The organism is Rhodovulum iodosum (genome assembly GCF_041020385.1).
GTDB classification, from domain to species: Bacteria; Pseudomonadota; Alphaproteobacteria; order Rhodobacterales; family Rhodobacteraceae; genus Rhodovulum; species Rhodovulum iodosum.
The window spans coordinates 1,664,621-1,683,456 of sequence record NZ_JBEHHI010000001.1; the positions used below are offsets into that span (position 1 = coordinate 1,664,621).

Annotated in this window: 17 protein-coding genes; 1 reads left to right on the forward strand and 16 read right to left on the reverse strand. The window is 67.4% G+C overall.

Annotated elements, in window-relative coordinates; genetic code table 11:
- Positions 1-5 precede the first annotated feature (5 nt).
- The 13 genes from Ga0609869_RS08150 to trpS all read right to left on the reverse strand — a co-directional run bounded on the left by Ga0609869_RS08150 (position 6) and on the right by trpS (position 12,514).
- Positions 6-992 carry an NAD(P)H-dependent flavin oxidoreductase gene (locus Ga0609869_RS08150; RefSeq protein ID WP_125408600.1) on the reverse strand — a complete coding sequence of 329 codons (987 nt, stop codon included), beginning with the start codon at positions 990-992 and terminating at the stop codon, positions 6-8.
- 236 nt (positions 993-1,228) lie between these two features.
- On the reverse strand, positions 1,229-1,987 hold the full coding sequence (locus tag Ga0609869_RS08155; protein ID WP_125408601.1) for a TIGR02186 family protein: 759 nt from the start codon (positions 1,985-1,987) through the stop codon (positions 1,229-1,231).
- The gene (locus Ga0609869_RS08160; RefSeq protein ID WP_125408602.1) at positions 1,987-2,895 is read right to left on the reverse strand and encodes a sulfite exporter TauE/SafE family protein; all 909 of its coding nucleotides are present in this window, start codon (positions 2,893-2,895) and stop codon (positions 1,987-1,989) included. Before Ga0609869_RS08160 ends, Ga0609869_RS08155 begins: the two co-directional genes overlap by 1 nt.
- Positions 2,896-2,959: 64 nt before the next feature.
- Complete coding sequence (locus tag Ga0609869_RS08165) at positions 2,960-3,925, reverse strand: ABC transporter permease (protein ID WP_125408603.1); 966 nt, start codon at positions 3,923-3,925, stop codon at positions 2,960-2,962.
- On the reverse strand, positions 3,925-5,019 hold the full coding sequence (locus Ga0609869_RS08170) for an ABC transporter permease (protein ID WP_125408604.1): 1,095 nt from the start codon (positions 5,017-5,019) through the stop codon (positions 3,925-3,927). Before Ga0609869_RS08170 ends, Ga0609869_RS08165 begins: the two co-directional genes overlap by 1 nt.
- Positions 5,012-6,646 (reverse strand): ABC transporter ATP-binding protein, encoded by a 1,635-nt coding sequence (locus Ga0609869_RS08175; protein ID WP_125408605.1) that lies wholly within the window; start codon positions 6,644-6,646, stop codon positions 5,012-5,014. Before Ga0609869_RS08175 ends, Ga0609869_RS08170 begins: the two co-directional genes overlap by 8 nt.
- 6 nt (positions 6,647-6,652) lie before the next feature.
- A complete protein-coding gene (locus tag Ga0609869_RS08180) occupies positions 6,653-7,642 on the reverse strand; it encodes a BMP family lipoprotein (protein WP_125408606.1) in 990 nt (329 codons plus the stop codon).
- A 97-nt stretch (positions 7,643-7,739) separates the two neighbouring features.
- Positions 7,740-8,174, reverse strand: coding sequence for a GNAT family N-acetyltransferase (locus Ga0609869_RS08185; RefSeq protein WP_125408607.1), 435 nt, complete (start codon positions 8,172-8,174; stop codon positions 7,740-7,742).
- Positions 8,164-8,868, reverse strand: coding sequence for a tRNA (adenosine(37)-N6)-threonylcarbamoyltransferase complex dimerization subunit type 1 TsaB (tsaB, locus tag Ga0609869_RS08190; RefSeq protein WP_125408608.1), 705 nt, complete (start codon positions 8,866-8,868; stop codon positions 8,164-8,166). Before tsaB ends, Ga0609869_RS08185 begins: the two co-directional genes overlap by 11 nt.
- Positions 8,868-9,425 (reverse strand): NifU family protein, encoded by a 558-nt coding sequence (locus Ga0609869_RS08195; protein ID WP_125408609.1) that lies wholly within the window; start codon positions 9,423-9,425, stop codon positions 8,868-8,870. Before Ga0609869_RS08195 ends, tsaB begins: the two co-directional genes overlap by 1 nt.
- 77 nt (positions 9,426-9,502) lie before the next feature.
- On the reverse strand, positions 9,503-9,958 hold the full coding sequence (locus Ga0609869_RS08200) for a universal stress protein (RefSeq protein ID WP_125408610.1): 456 nt from the start codon (positions 9,956-9,958) through the stop codon (positions 9,503-9,505).
- 207 nt (positions 9,959-10,165) lie between these two features.
- Positions 10,166-11,029: a branched-chain amino acid aminotransferase gene (locus Ga0609869_RS08205; protein ID WP_125408611.1), complete on the reverse strand. Its 864-nt coding sequence runs from the start codon at positions 11,027-11,029 to the stop codon at positions 10,166-10,168.
- Positions 11,030-11,485: 456 nt separating this feature from the next.
- Positions 11,486-12,514, reverse strand: coding sequence for a tryptophan--tRNA ligase (gene trpS, locus Ga0609869_RS08210; RefSeq protein WP_125408612.1), 1,029 nt, complete (start codon positions 12,512-12,514; stop codon positions 11,486-11,488).
- Positions 12,515-12,593: 79 nt separating this feature from the next.
- Here trpS and Ga0609869_RS08215 point away from each other — a divergent pair, with 79 nt between their 5' ends.
- Positions 12,594-13,280 carry a rhomboid family intramembrane serine protease gene (locus tag Ga0609869_RS08215; protein WP_125408613.1) on the forward strand — a complete coding sequence of 229 codons (687 nt, stop codon included), beginning with the start codon at positions 12,594-12,596 and terminating at the stop codon, positions 13,278-13,280.
- On the opposite strand, the gene murJ is transcribed toward Ga0609869_RS08215, so the two are convergent.
- The 3 genes from murJ to Ga0609869_RS08230 are packed head-to-tail and all read right to left on the reverse strand — an operon-like array spanning position 13,271 to position 18,769.
- Positions 13,271-14,815: a murein biosynthesis integral membrane protein MurJ gene (gene murJ / locus Ga0609869_RS08220; RefSeq protein ID WP_125408614.1), complete on the reverse strand. Its 1,545-nt coding sequence runs from the start codon at positions 14,813-14,815 to the stop codon at positions 13,271-13,273. The genes Ga0609869_RS08215 and murJ overlap by 10 nt on opposite strands.
- Complete coding sequence (locus Ga0609869_RS08225; RefSeq protein ID WP_125408615.1) at positions 14,815-17,634, reverse strand: [protein-PII] uridylyltransferase; 2,820 nt, start codon at positions 17,632-17,634, stop codon at positions 14,815-14,817. Before Ga0609869_RS08225 ends, murJ begins: the two co-directional genes overlap by 1 nt.
- Complete coding sequence (locus tag Ga0609869_RS08230; RefSeq protein WP_125408616.1) at positions 17,594-18,769, reverse strand: penicillin-binding protein activator; 1,176 nt, start codon at positions 18,767-18,769, stop codon at positions 17,594-17,596. The genes Ga0609869_RS08225 and Ga0609869_RS08230 overlap by 41 nt, the downstream gene beginning before the upstream one ends.
- Positions 18,770-18,836 lie beyond the last annotated feature (67 nt).

Below are 18,836 nucleotides of genomic sequence, written 5' to 3' on the forward strand. Positions count from 1 at the left end.
CCACGCTACCGCAACGACCGAATGACCGCGCCGGCCTCCTCGACGATTTCCCGGACGATCTCGGCCGCCGGCTGGACCTCTCTGACAAGACCCACGCCCTGCCCCGACCACATGGAGACCGCCTCGATCTCGCCCTTCAACTCTGCATAGGGCGACGCGCTTTCGTAGCGGAAGACCTCGCCTCCGTCCGGGCGTCGGGCAAGCATGTCGCCTTCTCCGGGGCGTTGCCCGAGCGGAGGTTTCCCGGCGGCCTCCCACATGGCCGACGTGCTGTTCTTCAGGGTCCTGTGCGGCGCGTTCGGCCAGTCGATATCGTAGAGATTGTCGTAGTGGCCTGTGTCGTTCTCTGTCGCCGCCAATAGACGCGCCAGGTATTCCGGGTGAACGGAGGCCTCCTTTGCCGAAAGGAAGCGCGTGCCGATCCATGCCGCCGACGCGCCAAGCGCCAGCACCGCCGCCAGCCCGCGCCCGTCGGCGATGCCGCCCGCGGCGATGACCGGGACGTCGCCCACCGCATCGACCACCGCGGGCACGAGCGCCATCGTCGAGACCGTGCCCTCGACATGTCCGCCGGCCTCCCACCCCTGCGCGCAGATCGCGTCGGCGCCGAGGGCCACCGCCTCTGTGGCGTCTGCGGCGGTGCTGGCCGTGATGATGACCTTCGCGCCAGCGGCCTTGGCCCGGCCGACGAAATCGCCTGTGTCGCCCCAGAAAAGCGAGAGGATATCGACGCCCTCATCAAGGCAGATGTCGAGCTGATCGTCGTTGCGGAAATCCATGTTGAGGTTCACCCCGAAGGGCTTGTCGGTCAGATCCCTGATCCGTCGCACTTCCGATCTCAATTTATCGGGGCCGTAGACCCAAAGCGGCGCGAGCCCGAGCCCACCGGCATTGCTGACCGCGGCGACAAGTTCCGGTGTCCCCACACGCCCCATCGGAGCCAATACGACTGGGTGCTTGACGCTGAACAAGCGGCAGAAGTCGGTCGCCATCGGGATATCCCAAAAGAAAGCCTGCCAAGAGGCTAGCCCGACGAAGGCATCTCGGCCACGTCTTTTCCGTGACAGGGATGATCGTCGCGCCAAAGCAGGGTGCCGTGGGCAGGCCCCCGCGACCCCTGAGCAGTGATGCGACGAACGGCAAGAAATCCCCGCAGCGGTCCAATGCCGGAAAACCTTCAAAACCGTCCATGCCAAGAGTTCTGATCAAAACCCTTGGGCGGCCGCCGTCAGTTCCGCAACATGCGGAACGCCGCCGAGGCGCCCCAGCCCGCGGCGATGGCGATGGCCAGCGACAGGATGCCGTAGATCAGCGGCTGGTTATGGGCCAGCGTGAACACCCAGCGTTCCAGGCCCACCTTTCGCACGCCGATTTCCGTCTGATAGGCGTCGACCACCGCCCCGTCGCGTGTCAGGAAGATGCGCGTGGTGTAGTCGCCCTCGGTCACGTTGGCCGGCAGCGCGATCGAGGTGCGAAACAGCGTCTGCTCGCGCAGGTCCACGGCGCCGGGATGCATCTGGTAAAGCCCGTCGCGGCTGCGGATGCGGATCAGCGCCTCGGTGAAATCGGCAGAGGCGCCCACGCCCTCGGGCGCGCCGACCGAGCGGATCGCGCGGGGGATCGAGACCTTGTGGCGCAGATCCTCGGTATCGTTCAGCACCTCTGTCAGGGTTCCGGTCGTGGCCACCGCGTAGAAACTGGGGGCCGCGTCCACTTCGACCGCGTCGGTGTTGACCCAGATCCCGAAGCGCCGCGCCTTGCGCCGCACGAGGACGGGGGTGTGGGGACCGGCCACCGTCACCACCACGTGCAGCGGCTGGCCCTGCGGGATCGGCGCGCCGCGCTTGACCGCGCCGAAGATCAGGATCTCGGAGCCCGAGAAATTGGTGGTGATCGCCACGCGCGTCTGGCTGAGCCCGGCGACGACCTCTTCGCCCCGCGCGGGCAGGGCGAGCAGGATCAGCAGAAGGAGCGCGCGCCAGCCCATCACCTTCCCCCCGCCAGCGTATAAAGCTCGTCCGGGCGCAACAGCAGGTCGAGCGCCAGCTTGGCACAGACCGCCATGACCAAGAGCGCCAGCAGGATGCGCAACTGCTCGGCCTTCATCTTCAGCCCGATCTGGGTGCCGACCTGCGCCCCGATCACGCCGCCCACGATCAGCAGCACGGCCAGCCCCATGTCCACCGTGTAGTTGGTGGTGGCGTGAAGAATCGTGGTGAAGGCGGTGACGAAGATGATCTGGAACAGCGACGTGCCCACCACCACCTTGGTCGGCATGCCAAGGATGTAGATCATCGCCGGCACCATGATAAAGCCGCCGCCCACCCCCATGATGGCCGCCAGCACGCCCGCCGCGGCGCCGACCGCCAAGGGCGGCAGAACCGAGATATAAAGTCCCGAGGTGCGGAACTTCATCTTGAAGGGCAGGGCGTGCACCCAGGTGCGTTGCTTGCGCTTGGGCGGCGCGCCACCGCGGCTGCGCCGGATCGCGCGCAGGCTTTCGACGAACATCAGCGTGCCGATCACGCCGAGAAACAGCACATAGCACAGCCGCACCAGCAGATCGACCTGGCCCATCTCCCTGAGCAGGTTGAACACGGCCACGCCGGCCCAGGCGCCGGCCAGGCCCCCGGCCAGCAGCACGGTGCCCATCTTCAGATCGACGGTCTTGCGTTTGAGATGCGCCAGCACGCCGGAAAAGGACGACGCGACGATCTGGTTGGCCGAGGTGGCCACGGCCACGGCCGGCGGGATGCCCACGAAAAACAAAAGCGGCGTGATCAGAAACCCGCCGCCGACGCCGAACATCCCCGAGAGCACACCCACCAGCCCGCCGATCCCCAAAAGCAGGAATGCGTTGACCGAGACCTCGGCGATGGGCAGGTAGATCTGCATAGCTCATCCCTTACGCCGCGGCGCCTTGCCGTGGCAAGCTTGGGGCGGGGCGCCGGGGCCGGTTTCACTGCTCTTTCACATAAGGCGACCCGCCGGCGCGGGGCGGGATCGCCCGGCCCACGAAGCCGGCCAGGATCACCACCGTCAGGATATACGGCAGCGCGTCCATCACCTGCACCGGAAGGACGAAACCGCCCATTTCGATATTCTGATAGCGCAGCGCCACCGCCTGCAAGAGCCCGAACAGAAGCGTGGCCGACAGCGCGTACCATGGCCGCCATTTCGAAAAGATCAGCGCGGCCAGCGCGATATAGCCCCGCCCGGCGGTCATGTCCTTGACGAAACCCGCTTGCAGCGCGGTGGCCAGGTAGGCCCCGGCGACGCCGCAGAGCACGCCGCAGATCGCGACCGCCGTAAATCGCATGCGGATGACCGAAACGCCGGCGGTATCCACCGCCTCGGGCGCATCGCCGACCGCGCGCAGCCGCAGGCCGAAACGGCTGCGGTATAGGACCCACCAGGTCAGCGGCACCATGGCGAAGGCCACGTAGACGAGGATCGTGTGGCCCGAGATAAGGTCGTGATAGATCGGGCCGAAGACGGGCACGTCGCGCAGGGTTTCGGCGAAGGGCAGGGTAAGCGGGCCGAACCGCGCGCCGCCAAGCAGCGAGGGCGTGCGCCCGCCCTGCTGAAACCAGTCCTGCGCGATCACCACGGTCAGACCCGCGGCGAGAAAGTTGATCGCCACGCCGGAAATCAGCTGGTTGCCCCGGAAGGTGATCGAGGCCAGCCCGTGAATACCTGCGAGTGCCATGGACGAGGCGATCCCGGCCAAGAGCCCCAGCCAGACAGAGCCCGTGACCGCCGCGATGGCCGCCGAGAAGAAGGCGGCGAACAGCATCTTGCCCTCGAGCCCGATATCGAAAATGCCCGAGCGTTCGGAAAAGAGACCGGCGAGACAGGCCAGCAGCAGCGGCGTGGCCAGCCGGACGGTGGAGTCGAGTACCTGAAGAACGGTTGCGAAATCCATCACCCGCGCCCCTTTCGCATCGACAGGAACAGTTTTTCCAGCGGCATCCGCACCATGTTGTCCAGCGCCCCGGTGAACAGGATCACCAGCGCCTGGATCACAACGATCAATTCGCGCGGGATAGTCGTCCAGAGTGCCAACTCGGCCCCGCCCTGGTAGAGAAAGCCGAAGAGGATCGCCGCGAGGAACACGCCGAACGGGTGGCTGCGCCCCATCAGCGCCACCGCGATGCCGATGAAGCCCGCGCCCTCGACCGCGTTCAGCACCAGCCGCTCGGCCTCGCCCATCACGTTGTTGACCGCCATGCAGCCCGCCAGCGCGCCCGAGATCAGCATCGCCAGCACGACGATGCGCACCGGCCGGATGCCGGCATAGACGGCCGCCGGTTCCGAATGGCCCTGGGCGCGGATTTCATAGCCCAGCCGCGTGCGCCAGATCAGCAGCCAGACCAGCACGCAGGCGGCGATGGCGACGAGAAAGCTGATATTGGCGGGCGCGGCCTTGGAAAACGGGATGCCGAAGACGGCCAGAAGGTCGTGCAGGGTGGGCAGATGCGCGCCGGGGGGAAACCTGGCCGTCGCCGGGTCCATCGACCCGGTGGGCCGCATCACGTTGACCAGCATGTAATTCAATAGCGACGCGCCGATGAAGTTGAACATGATCGTGGTGATCACGATGTGACTGCCGCGTTTGGCCTGCAGCCACGCGGGCAGGAACGCCCATGCGGCCCCGAACAGCGCCCCGCCGATGATCGCTGCGGGCAGAGCCAGCGCCCAGTGCGGCCAGGGGATGGCAAGGCAGACAAACGCGACGCCAAGCCCCCCCAGCGTCGCCTGCCCCTCGGCCCCGATATTGAAAAGCCGCGCGTGATTGGCCACCGCGAAGGCCAGCCCGGTGAACAGGAAATTGGTGGCGTAGTAGAGCGTGTAACCCCAGCCATAGGTCGAGCCCAGCGCGCCGGTCACCATCAATTTGACGGCGGCCACCGGGTCTTCGCCGATGGCCACGATCACCAGGCCCGACAGCAGGAACGCCAGTACCAGGCTGAACACCGGGATCAGCACGATATCGGCCCAGCGCGGCATCTTATCCATGGGGCGCGTCCCCCGGCCCGGCGGCGGCGTCCAGCGCGGCCTCGATGGTCTCGAAATCGGGCGGGGCCTCGGTATCGGTGATGCCCGCCATCAAGAGGCCCAGCTCTTTCTCGTCGGTCTCGTCCGGCAGGCGTTCGCCCATGATCAGACCATCGAAGATCACCGCGATGCGGTCGGACATCGACAGGATTTCCTCCAGCTCGACGCTGACCAGCAGGATCGCCTTGCCGGCATCGCGCAGGTCGAGAATGCTCTGGTGGATGAACTCGATCGCGCCGATATCGACGCCGCGGGTGGGTTGGCCGACGAGCAGCAGGTCGGGGCTGCGCTCGATCTCGCGGGCCAGCACGATCTTTTGCTGGTTGCCGCCGGAAAAGTTGCGCGCCGCAAGGTTCGGGTTCGGTGGGCGCACGTCGAAACGTTGCATACTGGCGGCGCTTTCGGTGCGGATCGCCGCGTTGTCCATCAGGAACCGGTTCTTCTGGTAGGCCGGGTCGTGGTGATAGCCCAGGATCATGTTTTCCCAGGCCTTGAACGCCATCACCAGACCCTGGCGCTGGCGGTCCTCGGGCACATGGGCGATGCCGCGCGCCCGGCGCGAGCGGCCGTCTGAATGCTTGCCGGTCAGGTCGATGTCCTGCCCGTTCACGCGGATTCGGCCGGTGGCCTCGCGCACTCCGCCCAGCACCTCCAGCAGGTGCGACTGTCCGTTGCCCGCGACCCCCGCGATGCCTAGGATCTCACCCGCCCGCACATGGAACGACACACCCTTCAGCCGGGCCACCCCGTCCTCGTCGGTGACGTGCAGATCCTCGACCTCCAGCACGGTCTGCCCGGGCTGCGCCGGTTTCTTGTCGACGCGCAGCAGCACCTTGCGGCCCACCATCAGCTCGGCCAGTTCTTCGGGGCTGGTGGTGGCGGTTTCCAGCGTTGCCGTCATCTCGCCCCGGCGCATCACGCTGACCGTGTCGGTCACCGCCATGATCTCGCGCAGCTTGTGGGTGATCAGAACGATGGTCTTTCCCTCGGCCTTGAGGTTGTCGAGGATGCGGAACAAATGGTCCGCCTCGGCCGGGGTCAGCACGCCCGTCGGCTCGTCCAGGATCAGGATATCGGCCTGCCGGTAAAGCGCCTTGAGGATTTCGACCCGCTGCTGGTGGCCGACCGATAGGTCCTCGATCTTGGCATCGGGGTCGACGTTCAGTTCGTATTCCTCGGCCAGCCGTTTCAGGCTGCCCCGCGCCTTGGCCAGAGACGCCTTCAGCCGTGCGCCCTCTTCCACCCCCAGGATCACGTTTTCCAGAACGGTGAAATTCTGCACCAGCTTGAAATGCTGAAACACCATGCCGATGCCGGCCTTGATCGCCGCCTGGCTGTCGGGGATCAGGGTCTTTTGCCCGCCCACGAAAATCTCGCCCGCATCCGCCTTGTAAAAACCGTAGAGGATCGACATCAGCGTGGATTTGCCCGCGCCGTTTTCGCCGACGATCCCGTGGATGGTGCCGGGCATCACCTTGAGCGAGATATCCCGGTTCGCCTGAACCGGCCCGAAGGCCTTGGAAATCCCGCGTAGCTCGATCGCCGGGGCGGCGGTCTGCCGCCCCTCGGCCGTGTCCGCCCCCGGCATCGGGGCTTATTTCACCGGGCAGGTGTTGTCGGACATGTAGTCGTGCACGACCAGCTCGCCCGCGATGATCTTGGCCTTGGCGTCCTCCACCGCGGCGATCATCTCTTCGGTGAGCAGGTCCTCGTTATGTTCGTCCACCGCGTAGTCCACGCCGCCTTCGGCGAGGCCCAGAACGAAAACGCCGGTTTCCAGATCGGGGCCTGCCTTGAACGCGTCGTAGACGGCCACGTCGACGCGCTTGACCATCGAGGTAAGAACCTGGCCGGGGTGCAGGTAGTTCTGGTTGCTGTCCACCCCGATCGAGAGGATGTCCTCGTCGGCGGCGGTCTGCAGCACGCCCACGCCGGTACCGCCCGCCGCGGCATAGATCACGTCCGCGCCCTGGCTGATCTGCGCGCGGGTCAGCTCGCCGCCCTTCACCGGGTCGTTCCAAGCCGCGGGCGTGGTGCCCGTCATGTTCTGGATCACCGTCGCGTCGGGGTTGGCGGCCATGACGCCCTGCACGTAGCCGCAGGCGAATTTGCGGATCAGCGGAATGTCCATGCCGCCGACGAAGCCCACGGTGCCGGTCTCGGACGCCATGGCGGCCATCATGCCCACCAGATAGCTGCCCTCGTGTTCGGAAAACACCAGCGACCGCACGTTGTCGGCTTCAACCACCATGTCGATGATCTGGAACTTGGTATCCGGATAATCGGGCGCCACCTCTTCCAGCACCGACCCGAAGGCAAAGCCCGCCATCACGATGGGGTTCAGCCCAGCCTCGGCAAAGCGGCGCAGCGCCTGTTCGCGCTGGGCCTCGGATTGCAGCTCGATCTCGCGGTAGCTGCCGCCGGTTTCCTCGCTCCACCGCTCGGCGCCGCCAAAGGCGGCCTCGTTGAAGGATTTGTCGAACTTGCCGCCGAGGTCGTAGATCATGGCCGGCTCGGCCAACGCGGCCCCCGCCCCGATGGCGACTGCTGCGGCCGTGCCCAGAATTTTGGTGATCAGGCTCATGAGATTACTCCCGGTTGGTATTTCGATGGCGACCTCGCGCAGGGCGGGCCAAAGCCTCGTAAGCTGAACCAATTAAGGCCGCAGCGCCCCGAGACCGTCAACCGATTCCTCGATCCTCGGGCGGCAGAGCCTTGCGCAGGGTCAGCGCGTCGATGCGCGCGCCGTCCGGCCTGACGTAATAGCCGGGGCGCGCCCCGACCTGCCGATAGCCCGCATCGCGGTAAAGCGCCAGGGCCGGGCCGTTGTCCGCAGCAACTTCCAGAAACGCGTCCTCGGCGCCGCGCGCCCGCGCCCCGGCCTCGAACGCCGCCAGCCGCGCCCGGCCCAGCCCCGCGCGCCGGGCGCCCGGGTGCACGGCCAGCGTCAACAGCTCTGCCTCGCCGGCCAGCGCCCGGCCCAGGGCAAAGCTGTGTTCTCCGTCACAAAGAAAGACGCCCGGCGATGCCAGCAGCGCAGAGAATTCGCCGGCCGACCACGGCCGCGGGTGGCTGAAGCACAGCGCATGCAACGCGGCCAGCGCCTCAGGCGTCATCGAGGATCATGGGCGGCGGGTCGGAGGGCGGCGCGGCGTCGGCGGGCCGCACGTAGAGCGGCGCGGGCCGCGCGCTTCGGTCGAAGCCCTTTTCGCGCCAGCGAGCCTCGGCGATGCGCGCCATGTGGGCGGCCACCCGCGACGGGCCGAGAACTTCGAACGCCGCGTGGAACGGGCGCGCGATCTCGTCGGCGCGAAAGCCGCGCACGACCATGTTCACGGGCAGCTCGATATCGGCCGGCGGATGGGCGGGATCGACCAGGCGCGGTGGGGACTGGGGGTTGCCATAGCGGAAATGCTGGATGAAGGCCCGGCCGCGCGGCGCCTCCAGGCTGAGGATTTCGGCGGGTTGGTACAGCGGCCCGTCCCAGTCCAGCAGCGCCTCGAACATCGACACACCGATGGCCGGGATGCCAAGGCCCAGCGCCAGCCCCCGCGCGGCGGCCACGGAAATGCGTGTGCCGGTGAAATTGCCCGGGCCGATGCCTACGGCGATAAGATCAAGATCGCGCCAGCTTCCCCCGGCCTCGGCCAGCAACTCTTCCAGAAGCGGCATCAGCCGCTCGGCCTGGCCGCGCTGCATCGCCTCCTCGCGCTCGGCCAGCACATCGCGCCACATCACCGCCGCGGAAATCTGCGGCAGGCTGGTGTCGAAGGCCAGAACGTTCGGGGCGAGCCCGCCCTTCCCTTGCATCACTCGGCGACGGGCCGCACCTCGGTCACCTCGGGGATGTAATGGCGCAGCAGGTTCTCGATGCCCATCTTGAGCGTCAGCGTCGAGGACGGGCAGCCCGCGCAGGCGCCCTGCATATGCAGGTAGACCACGCCCCGGTCGAAGCCGTGGAAGGTGATGTCGCCGCCATCCTGCGCCACGGCGGGCCGGACGCGGGTGTCGAGCAATTGCTTGATCTGGTTCACGATCTCGGAATCGGGACCGTCATGCGCGGCATGGGCCGCCTCGGCCTCGCCGATGATCGCGGGCTGGCCCGACTGGTAATGCTCCATGATCGCGCCCAAAAGTGCGGGCTTGATATGTTCCCACGCGGTCGCCTCGTCCTTGGTCACCGTCACGAAATCGGTGCCCAGAAAGACCCCGCGTACACCCTCGACGGCAAAGATACGCTGCGCCAGCGGCGAACCCGCGGCCCCCTCGGGGCCCGGGAAATCGGCGGTGCCCGCCTCAAGCACGGCCTGGCCCGGCAGGAATTTCAGCGTTGCGGGGTTGGGGGTGGACTCGGTCTGGATAAACATGCGCCTATTCCTTAGCTTTCCACTCGGATATGCGCTCGCACCCGGCGGATGTCAAGTTTAGAGCCATTCTAAAACGATCAGCAGACCGCCTCCAGCCCCTCTTTCGACAGCTCGCCCGGCACAACCGTAATCGGCACGGGCAGGCTGCCGGCGCTCTTGGTCAGTTGCATGACCAGCGGGCCCGGCCCGGCCTTGCCGGTGCCCGCCCCCAGCACCAGGACGCCGACATCGCCATCCTCGCGGATCTGCGCCAGGATCTCGGGCACCGCCTCGCCCTCGCGGATCACAAGCTCGGGGTCGATGCCCTGCTTGTCGCGCATCCATTTGGCGAAGACCTCGAAATGCGCCTCGATCCGCTCGCGCGCCTCTTCGCGCATCAGATCGCCCACGCCGATCCAATGATTGAACTCTTCGGGCGGGATCACCGACAGGATCTGCACTCCGCCCTTCGTCTTGGCCGCCCGCATCGCGGCGAAACGCATCGCGTTCAGGCATTCGCGGCTGTCGTCGAGCACGACGAGAAACTTGCGCATCCGATCCTCCCGCAACCCGGTCGACAGCATGGCCGAGCCGGGGTCCCGTGGCAACTCCCGCTGTCGGCGCACTTGCCGCAGCCGGCGGCGGCTCCGCGGTTCGGGATTTCGGGTATTTGGACCAAGAAGAACTGCAAGCCGCTTCTTCTTGGTCCAAATACCCATGTCGCAACGCAGGCCAGGCGGCGGCCGGCCGGGCAGGGGGCGCTACTTGGCCGAGCGCGCCCAGTCCCAGTAAAGGTCGCGGACCCGCCGGGTCATCGGGCCTGGTTGGTACTGCACCTCGTCGAAGGCTTTCACGGGCGTGACCTTCATCAGGTTGCCCGACAGGAAAACCTCGTCGGCGGTGCGAAAATCGTCGAAGCCCAGAACCGTTTCGTGCACCGTGACCCCCTCGGCCTTGAGATTGGCGATATGGCGGGCCCTTGTGATGCCGGCCAGGAAGGTGCCGTTGGGGATGGGGGTGAAGACCTCTCCGTCGCGCACCATGAACACGTTCGCCGTGGCACTTTCGGCGACGTTGCCCATCGCGTCGGCCACCAGCGCGTTGCCAAAACCCTTGGCGCGGGCCTCGGCCAGCATGCGCGCGTTGTTGGGGTAGAGGCAGCCGGCCTTGGCGTTGACCACGTTGTCGGCCAGGATGGGCCGGTGGTAGCGCGTGGTGGTGATCGTGGTCGAGCTGCCCGCCGGGGCCATCGGGATTTCTTCCAGGCAGATGGCGAAGCCGGTGGCGTCGGGTTTCGGGACGATGCCGAGGAAGTCACCCTCGAGCGCCCAGTACATCGGCCGGACATAGACCGCGGCGTCGGCGGGATAGGTCTTCAGCCCCTCCCAGACGATGTCGTGCATGTCCCGGGCAGTGATCGTCGGCGTGATCATCAGCGCCTCGGCCGAGCGGTTCACGCGCTCGCAATGGGCCATCAGGTCGGGCGCGAGACCTTCGAAATAGCGCGCACCGTCGAACACCGTCGTGCCCAGCCACGACCCGTGGTCGGCGGCGCGCATGATCGGCACATCGCCGCGGTGCCATGTTCCCTCGAAATAGGTGCGGATGTTGGTGCCGGTCGCCATCAGGGTTCTCCTCGAGTGCGGGCGCACACTAGACCCGCCCCCTACCCTCGTCCAGCCCCGCGCTCCGCGGCATGGGTGCGCCCCCAGCCGGGGCTGGGGACGCCGGGCCGAGGCCGGGCCGCGGGGCAGGGCGGGGGACGGTCGCGCGCGGTTTCGGGTGGCGGGGACGGACGCGCGCGTCCTGCCTTGAGTGAGGCGGCCCGGCCCTCGGCACAGTGGTGTCAGGGTGCCGGGCCAGGGAGTCGCCGCAATGACCGTTTCATGACGTTTGGGTAACGTGGGGGGCATCTGGCCGGCCTGCGCCACAGCGGCGCCGGCACGGCCCCGCAGGGATCGACGCGGCCCGAGCCCGGCCCGCCGCGCACCGGGCAACCGCCGAGCAACGGATGGGCGAAAGCGGCGCACGAAGCGGCAGGATGGGCGCAGCCCGGAGCGGCCCATCCCGCGCCCATTGGCCTAGCTGCGGGCGCCGATCATGCCGACGATCTCGTAGGTCTTTTGCAGGATCGGCGCGGCGATCGCGTCGGCCCGCCGGGCGCCGTCGGCGAGGATGCGGTCGATCTCGGCCGGGTCCTGCATCAGCCGGCCCATTTCTGCGGTCAGAGGCGAGAGCTTGGCCACCGCCAGATCGGCGAGCGAGGGCTTGAACGTGCCGAATTGCTGGCCGCCATGTTCGGCGATCACCTGCTCCGGCGTCAGCTCGGCGAGGGCGGCGTAGATATTCACGAGGTTGCGCGCCTCGGGCCTGCCGTCGAGTCCCTCCACCGTCTCCGGCAGGGGCTCGGGGTCGGTCTTGGCCTTGCGGATCTTCTTGGAAATGGTGTCGGGGTCGTCGGTGAGGTTGATCCGGCTCATGTCCGAAGGGTCGGATTTCGACATCTTCTTGGAGCCGTCGCGCAGGCTCATCACCCGGGTGGCGGCGCCCTCGATCACCGGCTCGGGTACCGGGAAGAACTCGACGCCGTAATCGTTGTTGAACTTGATCGCGATGTCGCGGGTCAGCTCTACATGCTGCTTCTGGTCCTCGCCTACGGGCACGTGGGTGGCATGGTAGACAAGGATGTCGGCGGCCATCAGAGCCGGATAGCCGAACAGACCCAGCGAGACATTCTCGGAATTCTTGCCGGCCTTGTCCTTGAACTGGGTCATCCGCTGCATCCAGCCCAGCCGGGCGACGCAGTTGAAGATCCAGGCCAGTTGCGCATGGGCGGGCACCTGGGACTGGTTGAACAGGATCGACTTTGCCGGGTCGACGCCGGAGGCGAGAAAGCCTGCGGCCATTTCGCGCGTCGCGCGCGTCAGCTTTTCGGGATCCTGCCAGACGGTGATCGCGTGCAGGTCGACGAGGCAATAGATCGTTTCGATCCCGCCGCTTTCCTGGGTGTCGACAAAGCGCTTGAGCGCGCCCAGGTAATTTCCCAGCGTCAGCCCGCCCGAGGGCTGGATGCCGGAAAAGACGCGCGGGGTGAAGGCGGGCTCGGCCATGGTGCAGTCTCCGACTGGCATTCGTTGCCCCGCTCGCTTACCCATGGCCGCAAAGCCCGTCAACCAAAGGCCCGCGCCGATGCAGCCCGATCCCAATGCCTCCGCCCTGAACCCGCTGCCCCCGGTGGTCTGGGCGCTTGCCCTGCCGATCATTGCGATGGAGGTGGTCCTGGGCGCGGGCGCGGCTGGCCTTGTCGGCGGTCCGTCGGCGGTGGGCTGGCGGCTGGAGGCGATCGAACGGTTCGGTTTCTCGGGCCCGGTGCTGGAGTGGATGATCGCGCGCGGTACGTGGCCGCCCGAGCATGTCTTGCGCTTCGTGAGCTATCTCTTCGTCCATGCAAGCTTTACCCATGCGATCTTCGTCACGGTTTTCCTGCTGGCGCTGGGCAAGATGGTGGGCGAGATCTTTCGTGCCTGGGCGGTGCTGTTGCTCTTTTTCGCGTCGGGCGTCGCCGGCGCGCTGGCCTATGGGCTGCTTCTCGACGATGCGATGCCGCTGATCGGCGGGTTTCCGGCCGTCTACGGGCTGATCGGGGCCTATACCTTCGTGATGTGGGTGCGCCTCGGGGCGCTGGGCGAGAGCCAGTACCGTGCCTTCACCCTGATCGGGGTGTTGATGGGGCTGCAACTGGTCTTTGGCCTGTTCTTCGGGGCCGGCAACGATTGGCTGGCCGATCTCACCGGGTTCTGCACCGGCTTCGTGCTGTCTTTCGTGGTGAGCCCCGGGGGATGGCAGCGGGTGCTGGCCAGGCTGCGTCAGCGCTGACGGCGCAGCGCGGCGCGGAAATCGGCGGTGCGGAACGCGCCCAGCAGCGCGCCCGCGCCGAAATAGCTGACGATGCCGACCCCGATCAGCGCCAGAAGCGCGAGATAGCGCCAGCCCGCCGTGCCCAGCCAGGGGCCCAGCGCCCACTGGCCCAGCAACAGGCAGCCGCCCATCAGGGCCGAGGCCGCCACGATGCGCGGGGCGCGCGCCACGAACCGGTCGTCCAGCCCCGCGGCGCGGCCCATGTCCCGCGACCCCAGCCAAAGCTGAACCACCATCGCCCAGGCCGCGACCGTGGTTCCGATGGCCGCCGCGATAAACCCCACGAACGGCGCCAGCCCGATGGCGATCACGGCGTTCACCACCATCGACATCGTCGCGTAGTAGAATGGCCGCCGCGTGTCGGCGCGCGCAAAAAACAGCGGTTGCAGCACCTTTTGCAGCACGAAGGCCGGCAGGCCCGCGCCGTAGACCGCAACGGCCAGCGCGGTCGGCACGGTGTCCTCGGGCTTGAAGGCGCCGCGCTCGAACAGGACCGAGACCAGCGGCGCCGGGATCGCCACCAGCGCCACCGCGGCGGGGATGGTCAGCATCAGCGCAAACTCGGTGGCGCGGCTGAACGAGGCGCGCCCGCCGTCCTCGTCGCCGGCGGCCAGCCGGCGCGACAGGTCCGGCAGCAGCACCACGCCGATGGCGATGGCGACCACGCCCAGCGGCAGCTGGTACAGCCGGTCGGCGTTGTAGAGCCACGAGACCGCGCTGTCGAAATAGCTGGCGACCTGCCGGCCGATCAGCAAATTGATCTGTACCACGCCGCCGGCCAGCACCGCGGGCGCGGCGATGATCGACAGACGCTTGAGCTCGGGCGTCAGGCGCGGGCGGTGCGGGACCAGTGAAAACCCGGCCTTGCGCGCGGCCCACCAGACCAGTGCCAGCTGCGCGGCGCCGGCCACCGGAACAGCCCAGACCAAGGCCATTGCCACATCTGCGCCCAGCGCCGCCGCGCCGCCGATCGCGCCGATGAAAAGCACGTTCAAGAGAACCGGCGCGGCCGCGGCGGCGGCGAAGCGCCCGGTGGCGTTCAGCACGCCCGACAACAGCGCGGCGAGCGATATGAACAGGATGTAGGGAAAGGCGATGCGCCCGTAGAGCACCGACAGGTCGAACTGCTCGGCCCCGCGGAACCCGCTGGCCATGGCCAGCACCAGCCAGGGCATGGCCGCCTGCGCCGCCAGGGTGAAAACCACCAACAGCCCGCCCAGCGCCGAAAAAGCGTCGCGGGCAAATCCCAGCGCGTCCTCGCCCGTTTCCAGCCGCTTCGAGAACATCGGCACGAAGGCCATGTTGAACGCGCCCTCGGCGAAGAAGCGGCGAAACAGGTTCGGCAGCGAAAAGGCAATGACGAAGGCCTGATGCGCCGGCCCCGTCCCGAGGAAAGCCGCGATCAGCACGTCGCGCACGAAACCCAGTACCCGGCTGGCCATCGTCCAGCCGCCCACGGTCAAAAAGCCCGAAACCAGCCGGATGGGCAGCATCAGGATCGGGCCCGGTCGTCGCCGCGTTCGATGGCTGCGCGCAGCTTTTTCTCAAGCGCCTCGCGGCGCGCGCGGGAATAGAGCTTCAGCCCGAACATGTCCTTCACGTAAAAGCTGTCGACGACCTGCGCGCCGTAGGTCGCGATCACGGCCGAGGCGATGTAGATGTTGTTGTTGGCAAGAACCCGCGTGAGATCGTACAAAAGGCCGGGCCGGTCGCGGGTGTCGACCTCGATGATCGTGTAGATCTCGGAGCCTTCATTGTCGAAGGCGATCGAGGTCGGGAAGCGGAAGCCGCGCTCGCGCTTTTTCAGCTTGTCGCGGTCGGCCAGCTTTTCCCGCGCCATGATCTTGCCCATCAGCGTCTTTTCTATCGTCGCGCGCAGCTTGGTCAGGCGCGCGGCCTCGTAGGGTGCGCCGTCGGCATCCTGGATCCAGAACACGGCGGTCGCGTAGCCGTCCTTGGTGGTATAGGTGCGCGCGTCCACCACGTTGGCGCCGACCAGCGCCAGCGCGCCCGCCAGCCGCGAGAAGATGCCCGGATGGTCGGCCAGCGCGAAACAGGCCCGCGTGGCGTCGTGATCGGCGTCTTCGTCCAGGTCGATGCGGATCTCGTCGTCGGTGATGCCGCGCAGCAGGTTGGCAAAGACCACCTGCGTGTCGGTGGCCAGCCCCTGCCAGTAGGGGCCGTAGTGGCGCCCGGTCTCGGCGCGCAGGTCCTTCTTTTCCCAGTCGGGCAGGGCGGCGCGCAGCGCGCGCTTGGCCTCGGCCTCGCGCTTTTCGCGGTTGACGGCCTCCAGCCCGGTTTCCAGCGCCTGGGCGGTTTCGCGGTAAAGGCTGCGCAGCAACTGGGCCTTCCAGTTGTTCCAGGTGCCCGGCCCGACGCCGATGATGTCGCAGACGGTCAGCACTGTCAGCAGGTCCAGCCGCTTCTTGGTCTTCACTGCCTTGGCGAAATCACGCACCGTGCGCGGGTCGGACAGATCGCGCTTTTGCGCCATGTCCGACATCAGCAGGTGATACCGCACCAGCCACTCGACGGTCTCGCAATCCTCGGCCTTCAGCCCCAGCCGCGGCGCCACCTTGCGCGCGATCTGTGCCCCCAGCACCGAATGGTCGTCGGGCCGGCCCTTGCCGATGTCGTGCAGCAGCAGCGCGACGTACAGCACCTTGCGGTCAACGCCGTTCTGGAGGATGCGGCTGGCGATGGGCAGTTCCTCGACCAGCTCTTCGCGCTCGATCTTGGCCAGTGTCGAGATGCACTGGATGGTGTGCTCGTCCACCGTGTAGTGGTGGTAGACGTTGAACTGCATCATCGCCACGATGGGCTCGAACTCGGGGATGAAGGCGGCGAGCACGCCGAGCTCGTTCATCCGCCTGAGCCCCCGTTCGGGATTGCCGTGCTTCAGCATCAGATCGAGGAAGATGCGCCGCGCCTCGGGGTCGTTGCGCATGTCGTCGTCGATCTTGTCCAGGTTTGCGGCGACCAGCCGCATCGCTTCGGGATGGATCAGCATGCCCGTCCGCAGCGCCTCTTCGAAGAGCCGCAGGATGTTCAGCTTGTCTTGGGTAAACTGCTCGGGGTCTTCGACGTTCAGCCGGTTCTGGACGACGACATAGCCCTCCTTGACCTTGCGTTTGCGCCGCCAGAGCCCCAGCAGCATCGGCGCCTTCTTGACATGGGCTGCTTCCAGCGCGGTCAGGAAGATGCGCGTCAGCTCGCCCACGGTGGTGGCGTGACGGAAATAGTCCTGCATGAAATGCTCGACCGCCCGGCGCCCGGCCCGGTCGGCATAGCCCATGCGGCTGGCCACCTCGACCTGGATGTCGAAGGTCAGCTGGTCCATCGCGCGGCCCGATATCAGGTGCATGTGGCAGCGCACCGCCCAAAGAAAGTTCTCGGCCCGGTCAAAGCTTTGCAGCTCTTCCTCGGTAAACACGCCGACGCGGGCCAGTTCGGCCACGCTGTCCACCCGGTGGACGTACTTGGCGATCCAGTAGAGCGATTGCAGGTCGCGCAGCCCGCCCTTGCCCTCTTTCACGTTGGGCTCCAGCACGTAGCGCTGGCCGCCCTGCTTGCGGTGACGTTCGGCCCGTTCCGAGAGCTTGGCCTCGATGAAATCCGATGCGGTCGAGGCGAAAAGGTCGCTCCAGAGCCTGTCCTTCAGCTCGGCGGCCAGGGGTTCGTGCCCGCCGAGAAAGCGCAGCTCAAGCAGCGAGGTGCGGATCGTGTAGTCGTCGCGCCCCAGCCGCAGGCAATCCTTCACCGTGCGGCTGGCATGGCCCACCTTCAGCCGCAGATCCCACAGGATGTAGAGCATCGACTCGATCAGGCTCTCGGCCCAGGGGGTGATCTTGTAGGGGGTCAGAAACAGCAGATCGACGTCGGAAAAGGGCGCCATCTCGCCCCGCCCATAGCCGCCCACGGCCAGCACCGCGATGCGCTCGCCCTCGGTGGGGTTGGGCAGCGGGTGCAGGTAGCGGGTGCAAACCTCCAGCGCGGCGCCGACCAGGGCATCGGTCAGGTAGGTGTAGCTGCGCACGGTGGGCCGGGCGTCGAAGGGCCTTGCCTCGAACGCCGCGGAGATCGCGTCCATTCCGCGCGTGCGGGCCGCCAACAGGTGCTTGACCGCCATGTCGCGCACCGCGCGTGGCTGCAAACCCTCTGCGCAGGCGTCTGCCATCAAGGCGCGAAACGCGCCGAGGTCGAAGATGTCGGGTGCCGGGCAGGCCAGCCCGTCCGGCGCTGCTGGTATCGTCGGGTCGTCGGTGCGCGGCTCAGTAGCCGGCGCCGCCGAAGCTTCTAGGGGCAGGATCAATCACGACCACCTGGTTGTTGCTGATTTGCGCGACGGCGAGGCCGCGTTGGTTGGTGCCGTCGGGGCGAAGGCGGAACACGCCGTTGACGCCGACAAAGCCCGACGCCTGAGTCAGGGCCGCCGCGGTCAGGGCGTTGGACTGGTCGCGCTGGACCAGCGCGCCCACCGCCGCGATCGCGTCATAGGCGAGCCCGGCGATGGAATGGGGCGCCTCACCGAAGGCTTCGGTGTAGCGGCTGTAGAACCGGTTGCTGAGTTGCGGATCGGGCAGCGCGAACCACGCCCCCTGAACCCCCGGCAGGGCCAGAGTGGCGGGCGGAATGTCCCAGCGGGTAAGGCCGATGAACTGTATCGTCTGCGGGTCCACCCCGTTCTCAGGCAACAGTTGGGTCAAGAGCGGCAGCGCCCCCGCCGTGTCGGCGGTGAAGAAGATCGCATCGGCCCCGGTGGACCTGGCGCTGCCGGCGATGCGGGACACGGCGTCGACCACCCCGTTCTGCGAGAATTCGTAGGATTCGACGGATGCCACGCGCCCGCCCGCGCCCTGCACCGCGCTGGTGATCGCGGCGCGCCCGGCCTCGCCCGCGACATTGCGCTCGTGGACGACCATGATCGCGTTCCTGCCGCGGGACAGGGCGAACCGCGACAGCCGGTCGGCGGTGTTCTGGAAGGTCGGGCCCAGTACGAAGACATTGCCGCCGGCGATGCTTGTATTGTTGGAAAAGGCCAGGACATTGACGTTGCGGGCGGCCGCGGCCCTGCCAGCGGCATTGGCCGACTGGGCGTAGACCGGCCCGAGGATGATCTTGGCGCCCTCCTCGACGGCGCGCGTCGCGGCCGAGGCCGCCTGCGCCGCCGAGCCCGCGGTGTTGTAGACGCGCAGGTCGATCTCGACCCCGTCGAGGTCCGAGGCCGCCAGTTCGGCGGCGTTGCGCAGGCTGCGGGCCAGTACCTCGTCCTCGCCCTGGGTCGAGCCGCCGGGCACCAGCAGCGCCACGGGCACCGGCGCGCGCGCGTCGATCCGCGGCCCGCCACCGCCCACGGCCACCGGATCGCAGCCGGCCAGAACCAGGGCGGACAGCATCGCGACAAGCCCGATCAGCGGGTTGCGGAAGGGGCGGGAACGGGCGATCATGTCACTCTCCTTGCAGCCGCAGGGCGGGGCCGGGTTGTTGCGGCGGCAGCCTAAGCGTATCGGCTGG

Coding starts and splice junctions, on each gene's coding strand:
- Ga0609869_RS08230 (WP_125408616.1), bottom strand. CDS start 18,769: ATGATCGCCCGTTCCCGCCCCTTCCGCAACCCGCTGATCGGGCTTGTC.
- Ga0609869_RS08160 (WP_125408602.1), bottom strand. CDS start 2,895: ATGCAGATCTACCTGCCCATCGCCGAGGTCTCGGTCAACGCATTCCTG.
- Ga0609869_RS08150 (WP_125408600.1), bottom strand. CDS start 992: ATGGCGACCGACTTCTGCCGCTTGTTCAGCGTCAAGCACCCAGTCGTA.
- Ga0609869_RS08165 (WP_125408603.1), bottom strand. CDS start 3,925: ATGGATTTCGCAACCGTTCTTCAGGTACTCGACTCCACCGTCCGGCTG.
- Ga0609869_RS08195 (WP_125408609.1), bottom strand. CDS start 9,425: ATGTTTATCCAGACCGAGTCCACCCCCAACCCCGCAACGCTGAAATTC.
- trpS (WP_125408612.1), bottom strand. CDS start 12,514: ATGGCCGAGCCCGCCTTCACCCCGCGCGTCTTTTCCGGCATCCAGCCC.
- murJ (WP_125408614.1), bottom strand. CDS start 14,815: ATGCTGCCCATCCGGCTGGTTTCGGGCTTTTTGACCGTGGGCGGCTGG.
- tsaB (WP_125408608.1), bottom strand. CDS start 8,868: ATGCAAGGGAAGGGCGGGCTCGCCCCGAACGTTCTGGCCTTCGACACC.
- Ga0609869_RS08170 (WP_125408604.1), bottom strand. CDS start 5,019: ATGGATAAGATGCCGCGCTGGGCCGATATCGTGCTGATCCCGGTGTTC.
- Ga0609869_RS08185 (WP_125408607.1), bottom strand. CDS start 8,174: ATGACGCCTGAGGCGCTGGCCGCGTTGCATGCGCTGTGCTTCAGCCAC.
- Ga0609869_RS08175 (WP_125408605.1), bottom strand. CDS start 6,646: ATGCCGGGGGCGGACACGGCCGAGGGGCGGCAGACCGCCGCCCCGGCG.
- Ga0609869_RS08155 (WP_125408601.1), bottom strand. CDS start 1,987: ATGGGCTGGCGCGCGCTCCTTCTGCTGATCCTGCTCGCCCTGCCCGCG.
- Ga0609869_RS08205 (WP_125408611.1), bottom strand. CDS start 11,029: ATGGCGACCGGCACCAACATCCGCACCTATTTCGAGGGAACATGGCAC.
- Ga0609869_RS08215 (WP_125408613.1), top strand. CDS start 12,594: ATGCAGCCCGATCCCAATGCCTCCGCCCTGAACCCGCTGCCCCCGGTG.
- Ga0609869_RS08200 (WP_125408610.1), bottom strand. CDS start 9,958: ATGCGCAAGTTTCTCGTCGTGCTCGACGACAGCCGCGAATGCCTGAAC.
- Ga0609869_RS08180 (WP_125408606.1), bottom strand. CDS start 7,642: ATGAGCCTGATCACCAAAATTCTGGGCACGGCCGCAGCAGTCGCCATC.